The following is a 22,710-nucleotide window of genomic DNA, read 5'->3' as shown; positions in this document are numbered from 1 at the left end:
CATCTCTGGAAAGTTCTCTGGATGTCAAGAGTAGGTAAGGTTCTTCGCGTTGCATCGAATTAAACCACATGCTCCACCGCTTGTGCGGGCCCCCGTCAATTCATTTGAGTTTTAACCTTGCGGCCGTACTCCCCAGGCGGTCGATTTATCACGTTAGCTACGGGCGCCAAGCTTAAAGCCCAACCCCCAAATCGACATCGTTTACAGCGTGGACTACCAGGGTATCTAATCCTGTTTGCTCCCCACGCTTTCGCACATGAGCGTCAGTACATTCCCAAGGGGCTGCCTTCGCCTTCGGTATTCCTCCACATCTCTACGCATTTCACCGCTACACGTGGAATTCTACCCCTCCCTAAAGTACTCTAGCGACCCAGTATGAAATGCAATTCCCAGGTTAAGCCCGGGGCTTTCACATCTCACTTAAGTCACCGCCTGCGTGCCCTTTACGCCCAGTTATTCCGATTAACGCTCGCACCCCCCGTATTACCGCGGCTGCTGGCACGGAGTTAGCCGGTGCTTCTTCTGTAGTTAACGTCAATCATCTAGTCTATTAAACTAAATGCCTTCCTCGCTACCGAAAGAACTTTACAACCCGAAGGCCTTCTTCATTCACGCGGCATGGCTGCATCAGGGTTCCCCCCATTGTGCAATATTCCCCACTGCTGCCTCCCGTAGGAGTCTGGACCGTGTCTCAGTTCCAGTGTGGCTGGTCATCCTCTCAGACCAGCTAGAGATCGTCGGCTTGGTGAGCCTTTACCTCACCAACTACCTAATCCCACTTGGGCTCATCTCATGGCAGGTGGCCTTGCGGTCCCACCCTTTAATCTCTCGATATTACGCGGTATTAGCTACAGTTTCCCGTAGTTATCCCCCTCCATAAGCCAGATTCCCAAGCATTACTCACCCGTCCGCCACTCGTCAGCAAAGAAAGCAAGCTTTCTTCCTGTTACCGTTCGACTTGCATGTGTTAAGCCTGCCGCCAGCGTTCAATCTGAGCCATGATCAAACTCTTCAATTCAAGTTCAATCGCTCAATACTGCTGACATAAAATGTCACTACTTAAAAAGTATAATGAATTTCTAGTTAGCACCTATTAAGACTTCAAAATTAAAAAATATTTTTAAATCAAGTCAATCAACAAGTGCCCACACAGATTGTCTGATATGTTGTTAAAGAACAAAAATAAACGACGCACTGCTTTTTCTAAAGATTCACAACAGCGCGTCGTTGTGTGGGGTGCATTATAGAGAAATCTCAAATCCTTGCAAGTCTTTTTTGCAAAAAATCTTAATTTTTTTACCATTTGTTGATTTTCTAAACGCCTCGATTAAATTGCTATCATTTTTTGCTATTTTCTTCATCACTTTCCTTTAATGATGCTTTCGGATTGTTTTTCTAAACTATAACTATTAAAGTAGCAGCTATCGTTTAAAACTACTTGAGGTAATTTATGATTCCTAAAAATTTCATTGGATTAGGCGTGGCAGGCAATTTTGCAGGTCATCTAGAACAAGCAGGTGAAGCTGCTGACTTTCTACAAGTCAAAACTGAAGAAGCAATTCAGCCCAAAGCTATCTTCCCTTTCTATGTTCCAAGTGAAACACTTTCTTCAACTGAACAATTTCTTTCTACTTATCCTTTATCTCACGATACCATCGCCTTCCCTCAAGATGCAGATAATTTGCAAATAGAACCTGAAGTCGCTCTTATTTGTGAAATTCATTATCAAGATGGACAAGTTCGCGAACTCAAACCAACCCATTTTGCCGCTTATAATGACTGCTCTATTCGCCGTCCGAATGCACGTAAAATTTGTGAAAAGAAAAACTGGGGAGAAAATTCTAAAGGAATTTCTGCCACACAGATTGCTTTAGATAAATTTGAGCAAGGTGGCGTATTAGATAATTATCATATTGCTTGCTTCCATAAACGCAATGGCGTACTTAATACTTATGGCGAAGATAGCCCTGCAGCAAGTTATAGTTATTTTCATCAAAAATTATTAAATTGGATTATTGATAAAATGAATCATCAACCTGATCAAGGTCCGATGAATCATATTGCAGAGTTGATTAAGCAATCTCATCAACCTGCTCATGCAATTATTAGTATTGGGGCAACCCGTTATACTCCATTTGGTGAAACCAATTTCTTACAAGTTGGTGATACCAGTATTGTGGTTGTATATGATGCAATGAAATATACCCACGACCAAATTGTTGAAATGGCAGAGAAAGAAGTGTTTTCTGAAGTGGGGATCTCAGCTTTAGTTCAAAAAGTGGTTTAGTCACAAGCGGTCAATTTTCTGATGATTTTTGCGATCTCATTCGAAAATTTCGTGATGTAATCTGATTTTCGTGATGACTTCTTTTATAGTGCTTCCATTTGGAGGCACTATGTTTAAATGGTCGTTTCATTTTCTTTTTTCTCTTCTTTTTATACCGCTTATCACGATTGCCAAAGCACCTGATTTAATGCTTTTACAAGAATACAAAAATCAGGATATTTCCGGCTGGGTGATGAGTGAGAAGCTTGATGGTGTTCGTGCCTACTGGGATGGTAAGCAACTTATCAGCCGTCAAGGGAATCCTTTCAATCCCCCTGATTATTTTCTCCAACATTTTCCACCTTTTGCAATTGATGGCGAGCTTTTTAGTGAGCGAGGAAAATTTGAAGAAATTTCTAGCATTGTCCGCTCGGCTGAGCCTAAAGGATGGTATAAACTAAAATTGTACGTTTTTGATGTGCCAAATGCGCAAGGAAATTTATTTGAACGACTAGCCAGTTTAGAACAATACTTAATGGCTAATCCAGCCACACATATTCAAATTATTCCGCAAATTCCGATTCAAAATACGCAACACTTACAACAGTTTTATCAATCTATATTAACTCAACAAGGCGAAGGAATTGTAATGCGTAACCCGCAAGCGGGCTATATTCATGGTCGTTCAGCTCAAATTCTTAAATTGAAACCTGTCCATGATGAAGAATGTACGGTAATTGCACATCATATAGGGAAAGGAAAATATGCAGATAAACTGGGCGCGATTAGCTGTGAAAACCAGCGTGGACGTTTTCGTATTGGTTCAGGTTTTAAAGATAAAGAAAGAGAAAATCCGCCACCGATTGGAGCAGTCATCACTTATCAATATCGTGGATTAACCAATCAAGGTAAACCTCGGTTTGCGACCTTTGTCAGAATAAGAGAAGAGAAAATAACAAGCGGTCAGATTTCTGAATAAATTTGCAAAAAATGCGCAAAACTCCACCGCTTGTTGAAAATTAAGAACGAATATCGTTGCTGCTTTGGCGAACCTCTCGCCCCTTCACATGAGGACTAACAGCACTTCCTTTCGCTTTTGAGAAAGTATAATCTGCACCAGTAAACTCATCGGTTGGATTATTTAAAAAGAAGTTTCGATACTCTGCAACCCACATTGCTGTTGCACCACAAACGGCAACGGGCATCACAACTAAATTCAGAAAAGGAATCATCGTAAATAGCGTGACTAACGTACCAAAACTGTAATTCATCCATTTATTCTGAGCAAGCGCATTGCGCATACGAGAAAACGCAATTTTGTGATTATCAAATGGATAGTCGCAATATTGAATAGCGATCATCCAAGCACTAAAAATAAAAGCAATAATCGGTGCAACGGTTTGCCCTAATAATGGCACAAAGCCTAAAAGAAATATGGCAATTAAACGAGGAAGACTATATAGCATTTTTAACCATTCTCGTTTGAGCATACGCGGCACATCTTTGATTACCTCTTGAAAGCTCATTTCGCCTAAACTTTCACCAGTTAATTGCAGTTCCACTTTCTCAGCTAAAAGGGCATTAAATGGCGCTGCAACAAAGTTTGCCATGGTAGTGAATGCAAAATAAAAGCCCATCAATAACAGTACAAAAATCAGCGGTACTAATACTACGCTTAACCACTCTAACCAAGAAGGCAGCAACAGATTTAGCCAATCGCCAACGTTAGCAAAAAATACCCAAACTAACCCAATCATTAAGATCATATTGATTAGAACAGGAAAAATTACAAACGGCAAAAACTGACGTTGGCACAATAACTGCCAGCCATGCACAAAATAATGGAAGCCCATTCCAATCTGATTTTGTGTTTTAGAAAAAGCCGAAGACATTAAAGATCCTTAAATTATCTAAATTTTGAATGAAAATATGGTAAGCTATGTACGTTTTTTTCGCAAATAACGAAGATTAAATTTTTGTAGAGATTCGTAAGAGGACATTATGGAGCTTCATATTCTTTTCTTTATTTTAGCCGGCATTTTAATTGCAATTTTGCTCGGCTTTAGTGTTTGGTCGGCACGCCGTGAGAAATCGCGTGTTTTTTCCAATACTTTTTCAACACGCCCACCAGCGCAACCGATCAAGCAAGATCCAATTGGTGATATTCCAGCAAGCCTTAATATCAATAATCAGTACCAGCCAGTTGCACAGAATGAACCAGCGCCAGCTACTGATCAATACTATACACAACAAAACTATCAGCAAGAAAGCTATCCTCAAGAAGAAGTAGAAAATGCGGTAAGTGCCATTAAAATTAACATTCCTGGCCAAACTGAGGCACAACCGCAAATGCAATCTCAGCCAACGCAATACCACTCTACGCATGCAACAACGATGCAGCCAACTTTTGAACAAAGCATACCAGAAAGTATTACACCTGCTTCGCAACCTGAAACGGCACCAGAAATGCAACCAATTGCTGAACAAGCGCCTGAATATCGTGTAGCAGAAAATGGTATCGCTAGCCTCTTTGTGGTTGCACCTGAAGGGCAACAATTCTTCGGCCACTACATCGTACAACACCTAGAAACACTAGGTTTCCAATATGGCGAATATAATATTTTCCATCGTCACCAACACGCAGATGACATTAACAGTCCAATTATGTTTAGCGTTGCGAATATGACTGCACCAGGGACTTTTGATCTAAATAAACTCGATCGTTTTATGACTGTAGGGCTTGTTATGTTTATGCATCTGCCTTCTGATATTGCAAAAATGAAATCAATGATTAGCGCAGCCGAAGGCTTAGCACAATTATTAGGTGGTTTTGTATTAGACGAACATCAAAATCTTTTTGATGAAAATGCGCGCCATGCTTACTTGAAATGCGTGCAATAATTTTGCAAAAGTGTTTTCAAATTAGACCGCTTGCAAGCGGTCTTTTTTATCGGAATTTTAACTATGACAGCTTCAAAAAAAGTAGATTTTAGCGACTTAGAAACCCTTCGCCAAACCTTACGCAAATACGAATATCATTACCATGTTTTAGATAATCCACTCGTACCAGATGCCGAATACGATCGGCTAATGAATGAACTGAAAAATCTTGAATGGCAACATCCAGAATGGATTACGCCAGACTCTCCAACACAACGAGTTGGTGCCAAACCACTAGAAGGCTTTGCACAAATTACGCATGAATTACCAATGCTCTCTCTAGACAACGCTTTTTCAGATGAAGAACTTGATAGCTTCTTACGCCGTATTGAAAACCTGATTGCACAAGATCCGGAAAAAATAATGTTCTGTTGTGAGCCCAAGCTAGATGGCTTGGCCGTCAGCATTCTCTATGAGAATGGTTCATTAGTGCAAGCAGCAACTCGTGGTGATGGCACAACAGGCGAAGATATTACGGCGAATATTCGTACTATTCGCAACATTCCGCTTAAGCTTAATTTGGAAAATCCTCCTGCACGTTTAGAAGTACGTGGCGAAGTTTTCATGCCACAGAAAGGTTTTAATATTTTAAACGAACGTGCTCTTGAAAAAGGAGAAAAAACCTTTGCAAACCCTCGTAATGCCGCAGCTGGTTCTTTACGTCAATTAGATCCAAAAGTGACACGCCAACGCCCATTAGAGCTCAATGCGTATAGTATTGGTATTTATGAATCTGATGATGAACTGCCTTCTACCCATTATGATCGTCTTCAATGGTTAAAAAGCATTGGTATCCCAGTAAATGGAGAAATTCGTTTAGCAACAGGACGTGAAGAGTTGCTTAAGTTTTATGCTGAAATCCAAAGTAAGCGTCCAAATTTAGGCTATGATATTGATGGTACTGTGCTGAAAGTCAATGATATTGCCTTGCAAGAACAACTTGGTTTTATATCTCGTTCACCACGCTGGGCAATTGCATATAAATTCCCTGCACAAGAAGAAATGACGGTGCTTAACGATGTAGAATTCCAAGTTGGACGCACTGGCGCCATTACACCTGTAGCAAAATTAGAGCCTGTTTTTGTTGCAGGAGTCACGGTTAGCAATGCCACATTACACAACGGTGATGAAATTGAGCGTTTAGGCGTGGTAATTGGTGATACCGTCATTATTCGCCGTGCGGGAGATGTTATTCCACAAATTATCGGGGTAGTGAAAGAACGCCGTCCAGAAAATGCAAAAAAAATTCATTTTCCGACCGCTTGTCCAGTTTGTCAGTCCGCTGTTATTCGGATTGAAGGTGAAGCTGTTGCGCGCTGTACAGGAGGATTATTCTGCGCTGCGCAACGCAAAGAAGCCCTTAAACACTTTGTTTCACGTAAAGCGATGGATATCGATGGCGTAGGCGAAAAACTAATTGAACAGTTGATGGCGAGAGAGCTTATTCATACCCCAGCAGATCTCTTCAAGCTTGATTTAACTAGTCTAATGCGCTTAGAACGTATGGGAGAAAAATCGGCCCAAAATGCACTTAATAGCATAGAAAAATCAAAAAGCACCACCCTCGCACGCTTTCTTTATGCATTAGGAATTCGCGAAGTGGGAGAAGCAACTGCACTGAACTTAGCTAATCATTTTGGTACTTTAGCAGCCATTCGAGAAGCAAATCTTGAAACGCTGATTCAAGTGCAAGATGTTGGTGAAGTTGTCGCAAATCATATTTTCCGCTTCTGGCAAGAACCGCATAATGTTGAGGTTGTTGAAGATCTAATCAAGCAAGGCGTTCACTGGCAGGATGTGGTACAAGTTGAAATTGCAGATAATCCACTCAAAAATAAAAACGTGGTATTAACAGGCACACTGACTCAACTTACCCGTGATGAAGCCAAAGCCTTATTACAAAGCTTAGGCTGCAAAGTTTCTGGTTCAGTTTCTAGCAAAACAGATTATCTCATTGCAGGAGAAAAGGCTGGCTCAAAACTGACTAAAGCGCAAGAATTAGGCATTACAGTATTAAGTGAGCAAGATTTTGTGAATTTAATTAAAGCTTAATCATTAAAACATATAGAACAAGGAAATCAGATATTTCACTTGTTCTATATGTTTACAGTTAGTCTATAATTTGTTCAATATCAATTCTTGCTAATCCCTGAGAAAACGCAAATCCATAACGTCTTGGAATTGAAGCATTGAAGCTTCCATTCTTAACCCTATCTTCATAACTACACACTTTAAACTCAGGCACACGAATAAATGAATAATCAGGATTTACTAAAGGTGAAACTTGAGAATATAGTGTCCATCTGATCTTACTTCGATCTTTATAAGAAGTTTCTGCATTAAATACAGAAGCCCCCTCACAATGTGCAATTTGATAGCTTGGTTCAAAATGACCTGGAAAAGGTTTAGGATTACAGAAATTAAATACTCTATCATGCGCTAACAAATCTTGGCGAATATATCCCCATAATTCTTCTGCAAGGAAATCTTGATCTGCAAAATGGCTAGAATCGTATCCTCTATCAATAAAACGTTGAATTCTCTGTTGCATATCTGGTACAGCTCCTGCTTTTGCTCCCCACATTCCTGCAAGAATCAACGCTGTATGAGAACCAGAATCACGCATAGTATGAAATGCTCGGCCACTTTCTATCCATTCTGCAACAGCCATAGCTTCTCGATGGGAAATCACCGAATCCGCATCACGAAAAATAACATATTCCGCTTCCGGATCATTGATAGCAATAAAACGCCACATTGGGCCAGGCCATTTATCTAACGGCTCACTAATATTGATGACTTCAGCGCCATTATTTTTTAGTCTTTGAATAGCTGTCTCTGAAACCGAGTCATCCACATAAAAACGGCAGATCCAGCCTGGAAATAAAATTGGGGAAACTTGCGTATTTAATATGGCTGGTTCCACATATTTTGAATTATTCCCAAATAATGAAAAAGAAATAATACGTTTACTGCCTTTAGGGCAAGAAGCTGGTATCATTTCCTGGTCAGGTACAGGTATTGCCTTATCCTTGAGCGTTAAAGAAAGGTGTCCATAAAAACCTGCTCGTTCCCAATTCGATATACCGCCATAGGCATGAGCAAGTAAATCTAAGGCTGGAATATAACTATCATTTAACTTTAATGTTTCTAATTCAGCATTAATAGCATCTTCCCACTTTAATTGCTGAAGATAAACATATGCAATTTTATGTGAATACTCAGGATTCTGGGGATCAAGAAGGCATAGTGTTTCTGCTAGCTTTAATGCCCCCTCATAATCTTGTTCTTTAATTAAAGAAACATAATTTTTTTCAAGTGTATTTTGAATTTCAATATCCTTCATAAGAAAATAATAACCTTAGTAAACTGAACATGATAGCATTAACTTCCTTCAGAACATCCCTGTCTTTGCATCTCTCTTTCTTCTTCTAGATCAGAAGGAAAATTATCTTGAACATAACCCAATAATGGCAAACACATCATCATATTTTCAGGATTACAAAATTTAGTAAACCCATCTGCTAGCCAATATGGTTTTTTGGTTTTTAGTTTTTGCATAATGGCTTGTGTAAGTGATTTTCTTATTAAATATAAAGCGGAACCTGTATTATTATAAGAAGCATCCAATCCCGTAGCTATTGATTTACTTAAAGAAATATTTCCACTTCCTGTAAACAAATTACTCTCACGATAAGACAACATCTGTAATTTAACTAATTCAACATGTGTATCTTCAAGAACTTTAGTAATATCTGATACTACACTTAAAAATGTTGATGGTGTATTTTTTCAATCGGTAACAATGTAACATCATCTTCAGCAATTAAACAAAATTCATCTTCGTCAATAGATTCATCTAAAGCAATTAATTGCCAACATTTAATGTGTGAAAGAGTACAAGCAATTTCTCCCATTGTTGGGCCACGAGGTATCATTCGGGTAAATGTTGCCACATCAAAAAAGAATTCTTTATTGCCAATAATATCTAACACCTTCCTATCAACAGCAGACACTTTTTGAAAAATTTCACTTCCTGGTTGTTGGTAAAAATGAGTGAGTCTTTCAGGCTGCCTATCTAAATTTATTACATATCCTTTCATTGTAGATCCTTAAAAATTTATAAAAACAAATTTCTCTTATCTAAAAAGATGCGTAGATATTAAATCCACGCATCTCATTAGTTTATGAAAATTTTACTTTAATAGACTTTTATCACGCACTGCACCTTTATCCGCAGATGTCGCAAAGTGACCAAATACTTTTAATGCAAAGGATACTTCACGTTCACGGTGAGCTGGTTGCCAGCCTTTGGCATCTTGCTCGGTACGGCGTTTTGCTAATTCTTCATCGCTGATTTTAAGGTTAATGGAGCGATTTGGAATGTCGATTTCGATAATATCGTCATTATGTACTAAACCGATGGCACCGCCAGAAGCGGCTTCAGGAGAGGCATGACCAATAGATAAACCAGATGTACCGCCAGAGAATCGACCATCTGTTAATAAAGCACATTTTTTACCTAAGCCCATCGATTTTAAGTAGCTGGTTGGATACAACATTTCTTGCATACCTGGGCCGCCTTTTGGACCTTCGTAGCGGATTACTACTACATGGCCTTCTTTCACTTTACCGCCTAAAATGCCAGCTACTGCATCTTCTTGGCTTTCAAATACGATAGCACGTCCAGTGAATTTCCAGATAGACTCATCTACACCTGCCGTTTTTACGATACAGCCGTCTTTAGCGATGTTACCAAACAATACCGCTAGACCGCCTTCTTGAGAAATTGCATTTTCTTTGTTACGAATACAACCGCCTACACGGTCATCATCTACGCTATCCCAACGGCAATCTTGCGAGAAGGCTTGTGTGGTGCGAATACCAGCAGGGCCGGCACGGAAGAATTTGTGTAATTCTTCGTCTTTGTTACGAATAATATCGTATTGATTTAATTGTTCTTCTAGTGTTGTTCCTAACACGGTTTTAGTGTTGCGATGGATTAAACCAGCACGATCTAATTCACCCAATAAACCCATAATCCCACCCGCACGGTGCACATCTTCCATGTGGTATTTATTGGTGTTTGGCGCGATTTTGCTTAAGCAAGGGACAACGCGTGATAAGCGGTCAATATCTTCCATTTTGAAATCTATGCCTGCTTCTTGAGCTGCCGCTAATAAGTGTAAAACAGTGTTACTTGAACCACCCATCGCAATATCTAAGCTCATGGCATTTTCAAAGGCTTCAAAGGTACCGATTGAACGCGGTAAGACGCTTTCATCATCTTGTTCATAATAGCGTTTGCAAAGCTCAACAATTTGACGGCCAGCTTTTAAGAATAATTCTTTACGGTCAGCATGGGTCGCTAACATCGAGCCATTACCTGGTAAAGATAAACCTAATGCTTCGGTTAAGCAGTTCATTGAGTTAGCGGTGAACATGCCTGAGCAAGAACCACAAGTAGGGCAAGCACTTCGCTCAATCGCATCAATACGCTCATCGCTTACATTCGGATCTGCCGCTTCAATCATCGCATCTACTAAGTCTAAGCGAATAAGCTGATCAGATAATTTCGTTTTGCCCGCTTCCATTGGACCGCCTGAAACGAAGATAGTTGGAATGTTTAAACGCATTGCTGCCATTAACATTCCCGGGGTGATTTTGTCACAGTTGGAAATACACACCATCGCATCAGCACAGTGAGCATTAACCATATATTCCACGCTATCTGCGATTAAATCACGGCTTGGTAAGGAATAAAGCATCCCACCGTGACCCATAGCAATACCGTCATCCACCGCAATAGTATTGAATTCTTTTGCTACGCCGCCGGCTTTTTCAATTTCAGCAGCAACCAGTTGTCCCATATCTTTTAAATGAACATGTCCTGGTACGAATTGGGTGAAAGAGTTCACCACCGCAATAATCGGTTTACCAAAGTCATTTTCTTTCATCCCTGTTGCACGCCATAAGGCACGTGCACCCGCCATATTACGACCTTGTGTACTGGTCGCTGAACGTAGTTTTGGCATAAATAATCTCTCCAAGTAGTAAATTTATTTTAATATTTGCAAAATATTAGCAAAGTTTAACCGCTTATTAGTTTAACTGTTAATGGTTTAGCGAATCTCTTTTTAGTTAAAATCATTAGCAATAGAAAAGAACGAATTTTACCTACCACCAAAGTTTAAGAAAAAACAGAGGGAACTAAAAAATTATTCATAACCTACAAGGTTAACTTCATCAGAAATATGTGGATTATAAACAATAACGTCCTTATCGATTTCACAACGATATTCTCTGCTTATAACTTGAATAAGCTCATTATTTTTAAAATAATATCCTTGCCATTCCCATCCTACATATCCTCCATAGGTATTCTTAGCATTAAAGCGAATGCATACTAAATAGCTAGGCTTAAAGTTGATTTTATAATATTCATCATTTGGCTGAGTATTACGTTCGTCAAGCTTTATCTCTACAAATTTTCTTGGTTTAGAAATGCTATCAATCATTAAGGATTTAGGATCAATAAGCGAACCATATAAGTGCTGAGCGATAACTTTTTCATAGTTTCTAGGAACAGCACCATAATCCAGTGCACGAATCTCATCCATCGTCACTGTTCTTGGCTTAATGATATGAGGTAACATACAGCTTGTTAATAGCGCACTAGATAAGAGTGATAACATGAATAAAGTACTTTTTTTCATATATTTTCCTTATTGAAAATAATCTATTTTTATTCATTTATTGTGAATAACTTCATTAATGAGATAACTTAACGGAATGGACATAAATCAATGAATCCACTTCGTTCATTCAGACAACCTATCATCGCAACCGGAATCCACAATGGAGCCGTTAAGATTATTAGTGGCGCCGTAAGTATATTTTCACCAGTGTCCGAAAGGCTATATGATTTACTGGTGGTATAAGTCGTACGATAAACTGTCGCCATAATAGGCTTTGTCAGTTTATATTTTGCTAGTAATTCATCACGATTTTTATATTCTTGGATAATGCCATCTGCCTTGTACGTTTTAATATAAAAAACATCAAGTTGAGATGAAATACCAAAATCTTCTTTTATCCCTTGTTTAACCTTGTCTTTTGCTTGAGATGCTTGTGTAAAGTTAAATTGACTGATTAGTTCATCCTGTTGTTTTTTCGTTAATTTATCTGCTTTAACAAGCACTTTTAAGAATGATGAAGCCCATTGCTTTTTATCCTCATCCAAATATATATAAAGTTCAGGTGATACTTTTTCTATTGATTTTGCATAGGGGCTATTAAGGAATGTCGATAAATTAGAAACATCTTGCCCTTTAAATTCAAAATTATCTTTATCAGTAAAAACAAAAAGCCTGCCATCTTGGCTAAACATAAACATCTGAATTGGTTCTTTACTTGACGTGACATGAGACTCTGTATTTTTATCTACAGAACATGCTGACAAACAAAATAATGAACATAGCATTATGAATGATAATAGTTTTTTCATTAAGTATTCCTTCTTGGAAATTATATATGCATCTTATTGGTCTACCCAAGTTTTGGCATAAATAATCTCTCCAAGTAGTAAATTTATTTTAATATTTGCAAAATATTAGCAAAGCTTAACCGCTTCCTAGGCTATTAAATTAGTTTTCATTCCCAGTTAAAAGTCCAAAAGGTGCTGCGATTATAGCAACTGGAATAAATAGCACCGCACCAACTGCTGCTCCAGTCATTAAAGCGCCAATAGTCGCACCTTCTTTCGTATCTTGCTTACTAAATTTGCGTTTAGTTGTTCGTGTAATTCTATATTCTACTAGTTCCGTAGTTAATGGTTTAGTTAAGCTTTTTTTAGCTAAAATTTCATTTTGGTTTTGAAGCTTAATTGTCTGTCCTTCTAGGTAAAAACTACTCTTACTACTAAATGGAGTCGGCTCAGGTTTATTGAAATCAAGAATTATCTCAGAATAAACCTTATTATTCTCAATATTTTGGTGAAGAGATAGTATTTCCGCAGATTTAAACAATTTCATTCTAGGGCCTTGTAGGGTGGCTATTAAGATTGCGGTATCTCTATCTTTAAACTCATAACTATTCTGTTCACCTATCGCATAAAGTTTATCGTTGGCAATAAAGAAAGAGCGTATAGTTTCAGGTTTACTTCCTACCTTTTCTTCGCTGAGTTGCAAATAATCCCTCGTACAGCTAGCTAAAAGAAACAATGTGCTAAGTAATAAAAATAGTTTTTTCATATATTTTCCTTATTTAAAATAATCTAGTTTTATTCATTTATTGTGAATAAATTCATTAATGAGATAACTTAACGAAACGGACATAAATCAATGAATCCACTTCGTTCATTCAGACAATCTATCATCGCAACTGGAAACCACAATAGTGCGGTTAAAATAGCTAGTGGGTTAATAGTTTTATCATCAGAATACGAAGAGCTATTAACTTTACTACCATAATATCGGTTCACTGTTGCCATAATCGGCTTACCAAAGTCATTTTCTTTCATCCCTGTTGCATGCCATAAGGCACGCGCCCCCGCCATATACGACCTTGTGTACTGGTCGCTGAACGTAGTTTTGGCATAAATAATCTCTCTAAGTAAATTTTTGTTAAAGTTTATTATGTTCTTTAATTTCTTCGTTAATTGATACTGCCAAATCTCCCCTACCCCTCTTTGCTAAAGAGGGGATTTTCTTTATAAATTTGCTGTCATCTGCCTAATTTATATCTGCCATATCAAAGTAGAACAATGATATAGAATCTCGCTCGTTCTTTCCCCCTCTTTAGCAAAGAGGGATAGGGGAGATTTGGCAGAAGATAATACGAAGAAATTATTTGATAAAATTAAGTTTATAAATGCGATTATTTAGATAAAGAGCCTACCAATTAAAATAAAAGTGCGGTCAGATTTAATAGTAGTTTTTAATTACATTTAAACTAAATTGCTCCATTAGCTATATCTACGCACTTGTAAACCATTTGTTTTGTATCGTATTGTCCTTCAAATTCTTTTTAAATAATATTTAAAACATCCGGCAGTTTCGCCAATTGATTCACCAACAAATCAAAAGTGCGGTCAGATTTTACAGTGATTTTTAACTGCACTTTGGTTTCTACCAATGCCATCTCCATATTAGTCACAGTGAAGCCGCGTAAACGAATAACGCGTAATACACGTTCTAAAACTTCTGGGCGATGTTGAGCGATCAAGTCAAAAGTATATTGGTTCATCTTAAATTTCCTCCAGCATATCTGTGTTGCATGCGCCTGGTGGCACTAATGGCCATACACATTCTTCAGGTGGAATGCATACTTGCAATAAATAGGCAGTTTCACTATTTAATAAACGATTAAGTGCCTCCTCCACGTCATCAGCGCGCTCAATGCGTTCAGCTGGAATATCAAAGGCTTTCGCTAACATCACGAAATCAGGGTTATCTTCTAGAATGGTTTCTGAACGGCGTTTGTTCCAGAAAAGGTCTTGCCATTGACGCACCATACCAAGACGTTGGTTATCTAACAGTAAAATTTTCACGGGTAATTTGCCGCGTTTGATTGAGCCTAATTCTTGAATGTTCATCATCAATGAACCATCGCCTGTCACCAAAATCACTTCATCATGAGGTCGTGCTTTTTTCGCACCTACCGCTGCAGGTAAACCAAATCCCATGGTGCCGAACCCCGCGGAGGTAATATAGTTTTCTGGTGCAAAATGACGCATATGTTGCGCAGACCACATTTGGTGTTGGCCAACATCGGTACAAATCACCGCATTTTGAGGTTTACGCTGAGAAAGTGTGTTGAGTAATGACCAAGGGTCAATTGGTCGATTACCTGCATTGTCGATATAAGTAAAATCGAGTTTAGCTTTCAGCGCTTGAATATGTGCACGCCAATCATCAATCGCAAGCGGGATACTTAAAGCTTCTAAGGCTTGAATTAAATCACCTTGAAGGGCGACATTTGCTACACGGAGTTTGTTGATTTCTGCCGCATCAATATCACAATGAATGACTTTAGCTTGTGGCGCAAAACTGTCTAATTTACCCGTCACGCGGTCGTCAAAACGCGCACCGCACACTAACAATAAATCACATTCGTGTACGGCAATGTTTGCTGGTCTTGTGCCGTGCATACCAATCATGCCCATATAAACGGGATCGGTTGGGTCAATTGAGCCTAAACCTTTCAATGTCGAAACAGATGGCATTTTGGTAATTTGTAGGAATTTTCTGACCGCTTGCGTTGCGTTTGCCATACCTACGCCACCACCGACATAAAGCACCGGTTTTTTCGCTTGTGCCAATAACGCTTTGGCTTCCGCTAATTTTAATTCTGAAAGTGCGGTTGGTTTTACGGTTGGTTTTACAATGGGTTTGATATGTTCGGGTACATCGCCGACTTGGATATTGCGAGGTACATCAATTAATACAGGGCCTGGTCTGCCACTTTGTGCAATTTGGAAAGCGGAAGCAATGATTTCAGGGAGTTCTTCAACAGATTGAACAATATAGCTGTGTTTGGTACACGCAAGGGATAAACCTAAAACATCGGCTTCTTGGAAAGCATCTGTACCGATAAGTGGTGCTGCTACTTGACCAGTAAACGCCACGATAGGTACAGAATCAGCAAAGGCGTCGCCTAAACCTGTTACTAAGTTGGTTGCACCTGGGCCTGACGTTGCGACACAAACGCCAACTTTACCCGTAGAGCGCGCATAACCAATTGCGGCTATTGCAGCACCTTGTTCATTACGGCAAAGGAGATGGTCAAGACCTGAGTCATAAATTGCATCGTAGGTTGGCATGATTGCCCCGCCTGGGTAGCCAAATAAATGCGTTACCCCCTGTGCTTTTAAGCTTTCAATGATTAAAGCTGCACCATTCATAATTTGTTATGTCCTTTTTTCTTTCCTGTAAAATAAGGGCATATTGATAGCACAATTTAATCTATATTAAAAGATAAAGCCCGAATAAAATTGTCGAACATTTTCCAATTTGAGAGAAATTGTACTGATTTGACGGAGTTTTCCGTGTCAATTTAGATTTAGCCCGTTATAATAAGCGCATTTTTGATATTAAATAAAAGGATACCGCAATGACGCAATCAATCGATCAGATCATCTCAGAACTGAAACGAGGTGTAGAAGATGTTTATTCAGAAGCTGATTTAGTTGAGAAACTTAAAGAAAATCGCCCATTACGCATTAAATTAGGCGCAGACCCAACTGCACCAGATATTCACTTAGGTCATACCGTGGTATTAAATAAACTTCGTCAATTCCAAAACTTTGGACACGAAGTCATCTTCTTAATCGGTGACTTTACTGCGACTGTAGGCGATCCATCAGGCAAAAATGCAACTCGTCCGCCACTTTCTCGTGAAGATGTACTGCGTAATGCTGAAACTTATAAAGAACAGATTTTCAAAATTCTTGACCCACAAAAAACCAAAATTGTATTCAACTCAGATTGGTTAGGTGAGCTAGGTACTGTAGGTATGATCCGCCTTGCATCTAACTATACGGTTGCGCGTATGCTGGAGCGTGATGACTTCAAAAAACGCTTTTCAAACCAACAACCGATTGCGATTCACGAATTTATCTATCCATTATTACAAGGTCATGACTCAGTACATTTAAGAGCTGACGTAGAACTAGGCGGTACAGACCAAACCTTCAACCTATTAATTGGTCGTGAATTACAAAAAGCTGACGGTCAAAAACCACAAGTCGCAATGACTTTACCATTATTAGTGGGTTTAGACGGCGAGAAAAAAATGTCTAAATCATTAGGGAACTACATTGGGGTTACTGAAGCACCTAGCGAAATGTTTGGTAAAATCATGTCAATTTCAGATGAATTAATGTGGGATTGGTACAACCTACTTTCATTCCGTCCATTAACAGAAATTGCACAATTAAAAGCTGATGTGGCTAATGGTAAAAACCCGCGCGATGTGAAGATTTTATTAGCTAAAGAAATTATTGCACGTTTCCATGATGAAGTCGCAGCAGATGCAGCCGAACAGGAATTTATCAACCGTTTCCAAAAAGGTGCCATTCCAGATGAAATGCCAGAATTTACCTTTGAAGGTGAAATGGGCTTAGCATCGCTTTTAAAAGAAGCAGGTTTAGTGCCATCAACCTCAGAAGCCATTCGCGCTGCACAACAAGGTGGCGTAAAAATTGATGGCGAAAAAGTAGAAGATGTGAAACAAACTGCACAAAAAGGGACTTTTGTTTATCAAGTTGGTAAACGTAAATTTGCACGTATTACGGTAAAATAATTTATTCTCATTGAGATAAGGCGAGTATAGCTCGCCTTATTTTTTGCAAAAATTTAACCAAAACTGACCGCTTGCATTCCGTTTTTATGCCTTTCAATTATATAAAATGATTTTTCTTTACTACCAATTTCGCTCAAACGCGCTATATTTCTCAGCACTTATTACTGAAATTATAAAAGGAATTCAGCCATGACAATTTATGCAGACAACTCATACACTATCGGAAATACGCCACTTGTTCGATTAAAACATTTTGGTCAAAACGGCAACTTATTAGTAAAAGTTGAATCTCGTAACCCAAGTTTTAGTGTGAAATGCCGTATTGGAGCCAATATGGTTTGGCAAGCAGAAAAAGACGGTATCTTAACCGCTGGCAAAGAAATTGTAGATGCCACCAGTGGTAACACAGGCGTAGCACTTGCTTATGTTGCGGCAGCTCGTGGCTATAAAATTACATTAACGATGCCAGAAACCATGAGTACCGAGCGTAAACGTTTATTACGTGGTTTAGGTGTGAATTTAGTTTTAACTGAAGGCTCAAAAGGAATGAAAGGGGCGATTGCTAAAGCCGAAGAAATTGTTGCGAGCGACCCAAGCCATTATGTTATGTTAAAACAATTTGAAAACCCTGCAAACCCAGCGATTCACCAGCAAACTACCGGCCCTGAAATTTGGGCAGCAACAGATGGCAATGTAGATTTTATCGTTGCTGGTGTCGGAACAGGCGGTACGATTACAGGTATTTCACGTTTTATTAAACAAGACAAAGGTAAGGCAATTACTTCTGTTGCCGTTGAACCAACTGAATCACCAGTCATTACACAAACCTTAAACGGTGAAGAAGTGAAACCAGGCCCACATAAAATTCAAGGCATTGGTGCAGGCTTTATTCCGAAAAACTTAGATTTATCACTTATCGACCGTGTAGAACGTGTTTCTAGTGAGGAAGCAATTAAAACTGCCCGCCGTGTTATGGCAGAAGAAGGGATTTTAGTGGGTATCTCCTCTGGTGCAGCGGTAGCAGCAGCTGATCGGATTGCAAAGCTCCCTGAAAATAAAGATAAAGTTATTGTAGCCATTCTTCCATCTGCTTCAGAGCGTTATTTAAGCACTGTTTTATTTGAAGGCATTGAATAATCTTTATTAAATCACTCCCACACAAAAGCGCTTATCAGCTTAGGCTAATAAGCGCTTTTCTTCTTTAATCCGTAATATCTGGCGTAACCGTATCAACTACATCCACCGCCGTACCAACCACACCACTAACGACTGACGTCACCAAACAGCTGCTTAACAAGCTTGTTGCAAATAATACCGCACAAATTTTCCTTAAAATTTGATGCAAAATTTATCCTTATTAGTTTCATTTTAGTGATAATTAGGTATGCATTGAATAATTAAGTTCAATGAAAAAGGCTAAGCTGTAAAAGATACAAACTTAGCCTTTATTCTAATGAATCTAATTAAATAACATTATTACTGTTTTTTAGCACCAAACGCACCAGTGAATTTATTCATTTTTTGGTAAACACCCGCCATTTCACTCGCATTTTCACCATAGAATTTACCTTTCACACTAACATCATCAATGAATCCACGTTTTTCAAAAGTATTTCCGTTAATCGTCGCAGAAATAGGTAAATAAGCTGTCTCAGTCTGCCCTTCTAATGTTGGGAGTTCTAAAGAACCTGTTATTTTCTTATTAGCGAAATCGACATCAAATAATGCATCACCACGGAATGAACCGTATTTCGCTTTAGTCTCTTGCTGAACCTCTTTAGAATGCTCTATTGTTAAAATATGTTGGCCTTTATAGTGCGCTTTACCCACAGTTGGTACATTTTCAGCAATAGTTTCCTTACCTTGAGCAAAGGCAACTACATCACTTTGTCTGATTGCTAGCCCTACACGAGCATGATTTAAGAAATCACTCACAATACGATTTGAACGATTATCTACAGAATCAGAAAGCCAACCGTTAGCTGATTTCATTGCTGGATCAATCAGCTGGATATCGGTTCCCCACACACTAATTGCATTGATATCATTGCTTGAGATATTGCTTGCAAACCCAAAGAAACCATTATAATAATGCCCCGTAATGGTATTTTTCGGTTTTTCTTCCGTTGGTTGGGATGGTTTTGTTTCTGATGTTGTTGGTTTCGTAGTTTGCGTTGCCGGTTGTTGAGCAGGCTGTGTTGGATGATTATCACCGCCACCGCTACCTCCGCCACTACCACAAGCAGCTAAAGCTAAGGTTAATAATGTGAGACTAAAGACTTTTTGTGTTTTCATGAGAACCTCTCTCCATAAATGATTGTTTCCTAATATATCATTCTAATGCTTTTTATCTATTTTGCAAAATCACTCGAATTTTTAACCGCTTGTATCGCGTTATTAGTGGCGACTTTTTAGTGATCCTAAATAAATGGATAATAACGTGATGCCCGCGCCACTCCATTGCCAAAGTGTAATTGCTTTCTCTAAATAAAATGCATCAATAACTAAAGCAATAACTGGTTCAGAAAGAAGCAATAAGCCGGTTAAACTAAGCGACAAATAAGGAATCGCATAGGCAATCATTCCCCATGCCACACACTGCATAATTACCCCATAAATCAGAATAAGCCCCCAATCTTGCCAAGAGATTGGATAAAAGTTTTCTGCATTCAAGAATACGGAAGGGAAAATTAACGCAACTGCGCCACTTAAACTAATGATAAACATCAGTGGGAATAGTGATGTTTTTTCAGTTTGGTGAACTTGCTTAATCATTACCATTGAAGCTGCAAGCATAGCTGCAGATAATAAGCCAATAATAACACCATATATGCCAGCCATATTATGTTGCAGTTCATCTCCAGTAATCATTACCACGCCAGCAACAGCCAGAAGAAGACTTAATAATTGCAATTTACTTTGGCGTTCTGCAAAAAAGAAAAAGCCAATAGTCGCAAGAAAGAAAATCTGCAAGCTATTGAGTAAAGTAGAAATTCCCGGGCCGACAGCATAAATACTTTCATGCCAAAAAGCTAAATCAAATGCTAAAAAAATGCCAGAAAAAATACCAAACCATCAAGCTTTTCGATTTTTGGGAAAAGTTTGCTTTTTCCATTTCATTAAGCCATAAAAAACAAATGATGCGATCAATAAGCGCCAAAAAGCAATTGCATAGCCACCTACTGGCACAAATTTGACGATAAGGCTCCCTAAACCAAATAACACACACCCCACCACTAACATAGGTGCGGCATAATTACGATTGGTAGTCATAGATTCCCCATTAAACACCGATAAAAAAGCGGACTTTCGTCCGCCTTTTGGTTTGATATATTAACGTGTGCTAGTACTTGTTGTCGTACGGCTTGCACGTTTACGATCTGTTTCCGTTAATAAACGTTTACGAATACGTACTGATTGTGGTGTTACTTCCACTAATTCATCATCATCGATAAACTCTAACGCTTGTTCTAGTGACATACGCACAGGTGTCGTTAATACAATCGCATCATCTTTACCTGAAGCACGCATGTTGGTTAATTTTTTACCTTGTAAACAGTTAACGGTTAAGTCGTTTGAACGGCTATGAATACCAATAATTTGACCTTCATATACATCCACACCGTGGTCGATCATTAATTTACCACGCTCTTGTAAACCGAATAAGGCGTAAGCTAATGCTTTACCCGTAGCATTAGAAATTAACACACCGTTTTTACGTTGGCCAATTTCGCCCGGTTTTACATCATCATAGTGGCTGAAACTTGAATAAAGTAACCCTGTACCCGAAGTCATGGTCATAAATTCGTTACGGAAACCAATTAAACCACGGCTTGGAATCACATACTCTAAACGTGTACGACCTTTGCCATCTGGGATCATATCTTTCACTTCACCTTTACGGATACCTAATGCTTCCATAACTGCACCTTGGTGTTGCTCTTCAATATCAATCGTTACTTGTTCAAATGGCTCTTGTTTTTTTCCATTTTCTTCTTTGTAGATTACTTTCGGACGAGATACTGCTAACTCATAACCTTCACGACGCATATTTTCAATTAACACCGATAAGTGCAATTCACCACGGCCAGAAACACGGAATTCATCTGGGTTTTCTGTTTCTTCCACACGTAATGCTACGTTGTGCACAAGCTCTTTGTTTAAGCGCTCAAGGATTTGGCGAGAAGTCACAAACTTACCTTCTTGACCACAGAATGGTGAAGTATTTACACAGAAGAACATGGTTACTGTTGGTTCATCAACAGTTAATGCTGGTAAAGCTTCTGGATTGTTAATATCACAAATAGTATCTGAAATGTTTAACTCACCTAAACCAGTCAACGCAATAATATCGCCCGCGAAAGCTTCTTGCGCTTCATAACGTTCTAACCCTAAATGGCCTAATACCTGACCAACTTTACCATTGCGCGAATTACCATCTGCATCAATAATTGTGACACTTTGGTTTGGTTTAATTGAACCACGTTTAACACGACCAATCCCAATCACCCCTACATAATTATTGTAGTCTAATTGAGAAATTTGCATTTGGAACGGGGCATCTAATTCTACTTTCGGCGGCTCAACGTATTTTACAATCGCTTCAAATAATGGCGTCATATCTGGTGCTAATTCTTCATGCTCTAAACCAGCTACACCATTTAATGCTGATGCATAAATAATTGGGAAATCTAATTGTTCGTCTGTTGCACCTAAATTAACGAATAAATCGAATACTTGGTCAACCACCCAATCAGGACGAGCACCCGGGCGGTCAACTTTATTGATCACAACGATTGGTTTTAAACCGTGAGCGAACGCTTTTTGCGTTACAAAGCGAGTTTGAGGCATTGGGCCATCAAACGCATCAACAACTAATAATACAGAATCCACCATTGAAAGCACGCGCTCAACCTCACCACCGAAGTCTGCGTGTCCTGGCGTATCTACGATATTAATACGATAATCGTTCCAGTTAATTGCGGTATTTTTTGCAAGAATGGTAATGCCACGTTCTTTTTCAATATCATTTGAGTCCATTACACGCTCATCTGCATCACCACGAGTTTCCCCTAATGTACCTGATTGTTGTAATAATTTATCTACCAAAGTCGTTTTGCCATGGTCAACGTGCGCAATAATTGCGATGTTACGCAATTTTGAAATATCTAATTTTTGCATTGAAATTCTTAATATACTAA

20 protein-coding genes, 1 rRNA gene and 1 pseudogene are annotated in these 22,710 nt (G+C 38.9%); 6 read left to right on the top strand and 16 right to left on the bottom strand.

What is annotated here, in order from left to right; all coding sequences use genetic code 11:
- Positions 1 to 1,018 (bottom strand): 16S ribosomal RNA (locus tag HMPREF1128_RS01200); the annotation flags it as partial.
- Positions 1,019 to 1,450: 432 nt separating this feature from the next.
- On the opposite strand from HMPREF1128_RS01200, the gene HMPREF1128_RS01195 reads away from it, so the two are divergent.
- Both HMPREF1128_RS01195 and HMPREF1128_RS01190 read left to right on the top strand, forming a co-directional pair.
- Positions 1,451 to 2,287, top strand: a complete 837-nt coding sequence (locus tag HMPREF1128_RS01195; protein ID WP_007523324.1) for a DUF5718 family protein — start codon at positions 1,451 to 1,453, stop codon at positions 2,285 to 2,287.
- Positions 2,288 to 2,396: 109 nt separating this feature from the next.
- Positions 2,397 to 3,245: a DNA ligase gene (locus tag HMPREF1128_RS01190; RefSeq protein ID WP_007523362.1), complete on the top strand. Its 849-nt coding sequence runs from the start codon at positions 2,397 to 2,399 to the stop codon at positions 3,243 to 3,245.
- Between the two features lie 40 nt (positions 3,246 to 3,285).
- Here the strand turns inward: HMPREF1128_RS01190 and cysZ are convergent, their stop codons facing one another.
- The gene (gene cysZ, locus HMPREF1128_RS01185; protein ID WP_007523317.1) at positions 3,286 to 4,158 is read right to left on the bottom strand and encodes a sulfate transporter CysZ; all 873 of its coding nucleotides are present in this window, start codon (positions 4,156 to 4,158) and stop codon (positions 3,286 to 3,288) included.
- A gap of 109 nt (positions 4,159 to 4,267) precedes the next feature.
- Between cysZ and zipA the strand changes: the two genes are divergently transcribed.
- The gene (gene zipA, locus HMPREF1128_RS01180) at positions 4,268 to 5,167 is read left to right on the top strand and encodes a cell division protein ZipA (RefSeq protein ID WP_007523392.1); all 900 of its coding nucleotides are present in this window, start codon (positions 4,268 to 4,270) and stop codon (positions 5,165 to 5,167) included.
- Positions 5,168 to 5,230: 63 nt separating this feature from the next.
- Positions 5,231 to 7,258, top strand: coding sequence for an NAD-dependent DNA ligase LigA (ligA, locus tag HMPREF1128_RS01175; RefSeq protein WP_007523337.1), 2,028 nt, complete (start codon positions 5,231 to 5,233; stop codon positions 7,256 to 7,258).
- Between the two features lie 58 nt (positions 7,259 to 7,316).
- On the opposite strand, the gene HMPREF1128_RS01170 is transcribed toward ligA, so the two are convergent.
- The 10 genes from HMPREF1128_RS01170 to ilvG all read right to left on the bottom strand — a co-directional run bounded on the left by HMPREF1128_RS01170 (position 7,317) and on the right by ilvG (position 16,109).
- A complete protein-coding gene (locus HMPREF1128_RS01170; protein ID WP_007523364.1) occupies positions 7,317 to 8,552 on the bottom strand; it encodes a tetratricopeptide repeat protein in 1,236 nt (411 codons plus the stop codon).
- 38 nt (positions 8,553 to 8,590) lie between these two features.
- The gene (locus HMPREF1128_RS01165; protein ID WP_029494962.1) at positions 8,591 to 8,911 is read right to left on the bottom strand and encodes a hypothetical protein; all 321 of its coding nucleotides are present in this window, start codon (positions 8,909 to 8,911) and stop codon (positions 8,591 to 8,593) included.
- Between the two features lie 62 nt (positions 8,912 to 8,973).
- Complete coding sequence (locus HMPREF1128_RS01160; RefSeq protein ID WP_007523357.1) at positions 8,974 to 9,309, bottom strand: glycosyltransferase family 25 protein; 336 nt, start codon at positions 9,307 to 9,309, stop codon at positions 8,974 to 8,976.
- Between the two features lie 93 nt (positions 9,310 to 9,402).
- Positions 9,403 to 11,241, bottom strand: coding sequence for a dihydroxy-acid dehydratase (gene ilvD / locus HMPREF1128_RS01155; protein ID WP_007523334.1), 1,839 nt, complete (start codon positions 11,239 to 11,241; stop codon positions 9,403 to 9,405).
- Between the two features lie 183 nt (positions 11,242 to 11,424).
- Positions 11,425 to 11,922 (bottom strand): hypothetical protein, encoded by a 498-nt coding sequence (locus tag HMPREF1128_RS01150; protein WP_007523339.1) that lies wholly within the window; start codon positions 11,920 to 11,922, stop codon positions 11,425 to 11,427.
- 68 nt (positions 11,923 to 11,990) lie between these two features.
- A complete protein-coding gene (locus HMPREF1128_RS01145) occupies positions 11,991 to 12,713 on the bottom strand; it encodes a hypothetical protein (RefSeq protein WP_010128177.1) in 723 nt (240 codons plus the stop codon).
- Positions 12,714 to 12,852: 139 nt separating this feature from the next.
- Positions 12,853 to 13,458 carry a hypothetical protein gene (locus HMPREF1128_RS01140; protein ID WP_007523341.1) on the bottom strand — a complete coding sequence of 202 codons (606 nt, stop codon included), beginning with the start codon at positions 13,456 to 13,458 and terminating at the stop codon, positions 12,853 to 12,855.
- A 68-nt stretch (positions 13,459 to 13,526) separates the two neighbouring features.
- The gene (locus HMPREF1128_RS01135; protein WP_007523376.1) at positions 13,527 to 13,763 is read right to left on the bottom strand and encodes a hypothetical protein; all 237 of its coding nucleotides are present in this window, start codon (positions 13,761 to 13,763) and stop codon (positions 13,527 to 13,529) included.
- A 470-nt stretch (positions 13,764 to 14,233) separates the two neighbouring features.
- Entirely contained in the window at positions 14,234 to 14,452 is a 219-nt protein-coding gene (gene ilvM / locus HMPREF1128_RS01130; protein ID WP_007523401.1) for an acetolactate synthase 2 small subunit, read from the bottom strand.
- A 1-nt stretch (position 14,453) separates the two neighbouring features.
- The gene (gene ilvG, locus HMPREF1128_RS01125; protein ID WP_007523385.1) at positions 14,454 to 16,109 is read right to left on the bottom strand and encodes an acetolactate synthase 2 catalytic subunit; all 1,656 of its coding nucleotides are present in this window, start codon (positions 16,107 to 16,109) and stop codon (positions 14,454 to 14,456) included.
- Positions 16,110 to 16,318: 209 nt separating this feature from the next.
- Between ilvG and tyrS the strand changes: the two genes are divergently transcribed.
- Both tyrS and cysK read left to right on the top strand, forming a co-directional pair.
- On the top strand, positions 16,319 to 17,509 hold the full coding sequence (gene tyrS / locus HMPREF1128_RS01120) for a tyrosine--tRNA ligase (protein WP_007523328.1): 1,191 nt from the start codon (positions 16,319 to 16,321) through the stop codon (positions 17,507 to 17,509).
- 189 nt (positions 17,510 to 17,698) lie between these two features.
- Positions 17,699 to 18,646, top strand: a complete 948-nt coding sequence (gene cysK, locus HMPREF1128_RS01115; RefSeq protein WP_007523329.1) for a cysteine synthase A — start codon at positions 17,699 to 17,701, stop codon at positions 18,644 to 18,646.
- A 64-nt stretch (positions 18,647 to 18,710) separates the two neighbouring features.
- Here the strand turns inward: cysK and HMPREF1128_RS10280 are convergent, their stop codons facing one another.
- The 4 genes and pseudogenes from HMPREF1128_RS10280 to typA form a co-directional block, all read right to left on the bottom strand.
- Complete coding sequence (locus tag HMPREF1128_RS10280) at positions 18,711 to 18,854, bottom strand: hypothetical protein (RefSeq protein ID WP_007523388.1); 144 nt, start codon at positions 18,852 to 18,854, stop codon at positions 18,711 to 18,713.
- A 131-nt stretch (positions 18,855 to 18,985) separates the two neighbouring features.
- A complete protein-coding gene (locus HMPREF1128_RS01110; protein ID WP_007523384.1) occupies positions 18,986 to 19,804 on the bottom strand; it encodes a transferrin-binding protein-like solute binding protein in 819 nt (272 codons plus the stop codon).
- 102 nt (positions 19,805 to 19,906) lie between these two features.
- Positions 19,907 to 20,782: pseudogene (locus tag HMPREF1128_RS01105) on the bottom strand (DMT family transporter).
- Between the two features lie 60 nt (positions 20,783 to 20,842).
- The gene (typA, locus tag HMPREF1128_RS01095; RefSeq protein ID WP_007523319.1) at positions 20,843 to 22,690 is read right to left on the bottom strand and encodes a translational GTPase TypA; all 1,848 of its coding nucleotides are present in this window, start codon (positions 22,688 to 22,690) and stop codon (positions 20,843 to 20,845) included.
- Between the last annotated feature and the right edge of the window lie 20 nt (positions 22,691 to 22,710).

It is taken from the genome of Haemophilus sputorum HK 2154 (assembly GCF_000287615.1).
GTDB lineage: Bacteria > Pseudomonadota > Gammaproteobacteria > Enterobacterales > Pasteurellaceae > Haemophilus_A > Haemophilus_A sputorum.
The sequence above is the reverse complement of the archived record's forward strand: the minus strand, read 5'-3'. Positions and strand labels throughout refer to the sequence as shown.

Bases quoted from the DNA above. Each gene is read 5' to 3' on its own strand.
- HMPREF1128_RS01195 (WP_007523324.1), top strand. From the start codon at position 1,451: ATGATTCCTAAAAATTTCATTGGATTAGGCGTGGCAGGCAATTTTGCA.
- HMPREF1128_RS01190 (WP_007523362.1), top strand. From the start codon at position 2,397: ATGTTTAAATGGTCGTTTCATTTTCTTTTTTCTCTTCTTTTTATACCG.
- cysZ (WP_007523317.1), bottom strand. From the start codon at position 4,158: ATGTCTTCGGCTTTTTCTAAAACACAAAATCAGATTGGAATGGGCTTC.
- zipA (WP_007523392.1), top strand. From the start codon at position 4,268: ATGGAGCTTCATATTCTTTTCTTTATTTTAGCCGGCATTTTAATTGCA.
- ligA (WP_007523337.1), top strand. From the start codon at position 5,231: ATGACAGCTTCAAAAAAAGTAGATTTTAGCGACTTAGAAACCCTTCGC.
- HMPREF1128_RS01170 (WP_007523364.1), bottom strand. From the start codon at position 8,552: ATGAAGGATATTGAAATTCAAAATACACTTGAAAAAAATTATGTTTCT.
- HMPREF1128_RS01165 (WP_029494962.1), bottom strand. From the start codon at position 8,911: ATGTTGTCTTATCGTGAGAGTAATTTGTTTACAGGAAGTGGAAATATT.
- HMPREF1128_RS01160 (WP_007523357.1), bottom strand. From the start codon at position 9,309: ATGAAAGGATATGTAATAAATTTAGATAGGCAGCCTGAAAGACTCACT.
- ilvD (WP_007523334.1), bottom strand. From the start codon at position 11,241: ATGCCAAAACTACGTTCAGCGACCAGTACACAAGGTCGTAATATGGCG.
- HMPREF1128_RS01150 (WP_007523339.1), bottom strand. From the start codon at position 11,922: ATGAAAAAAAGTACTTTATTCATGTTATCACTCTTATCTAGTGCGCTA.
- HMPREF1128_RS01145 (WP_010128177.1), bottom strand. From the start codon at position 12,713: ATGAAAAAACTATTATCATTCATAATGCTATGTTCATTATTTTGTTTG.
- HMPREF1128_RS01140 (WP_007523341.1), bottom strand. From the start codon at position 13,458: ATGAAAAAACTATTTTTATTACTTAGCACATTGTTTCTTTTAGCTAGC.
- HMPREF1128_RS01135 (WP_007523376.1), bottom strand. From the start codon at position 13,763: ATGGCGGGGGCGCGTGCCTTATGGCATGCAACAGGGATGAAAGAAAAT.
- ilvM (WP_007523401.1), bottom strand. From the start codon at position 14,452: ATGAACCAATATACTTTTGACTTGATCGCTCAACATCGCCCAGAAGTT.
- ilvG (WP_007523385.1), bottom strand. From the start codon at position 16,109: ATGAATGGTGCAGCTTTAATCATTGAAAGCTTAAAAGCACAGGGGGTA.
- tyrS (WP_007523328.1), top strand. From the start codon at position 16,319: ATGACGCAATCAATCGATCAGATCATCTCAGAACTGAAACGAGGTGTA.
- cysK (WP_007523329.1), top strand. From the start codon at position 17,699: ATGACAATTTATGCAGACAACTCATACACTATCGGAAATACGCCACTT.
- HMPREF1128_RS01110 (WP_007523384.1), bottom strand. From the start codon at position 19,804: ATGAAAACACAAAAAGTCTTTAGTCTCACATTATTAACCTTAGCTTTA.
- typA (WP_007523319.1), bottom strand. From the start codon at position 22,690: ATGCAAAAATTAGATATTTCAAAATTGCGTAACATCGCAATTATTGCG.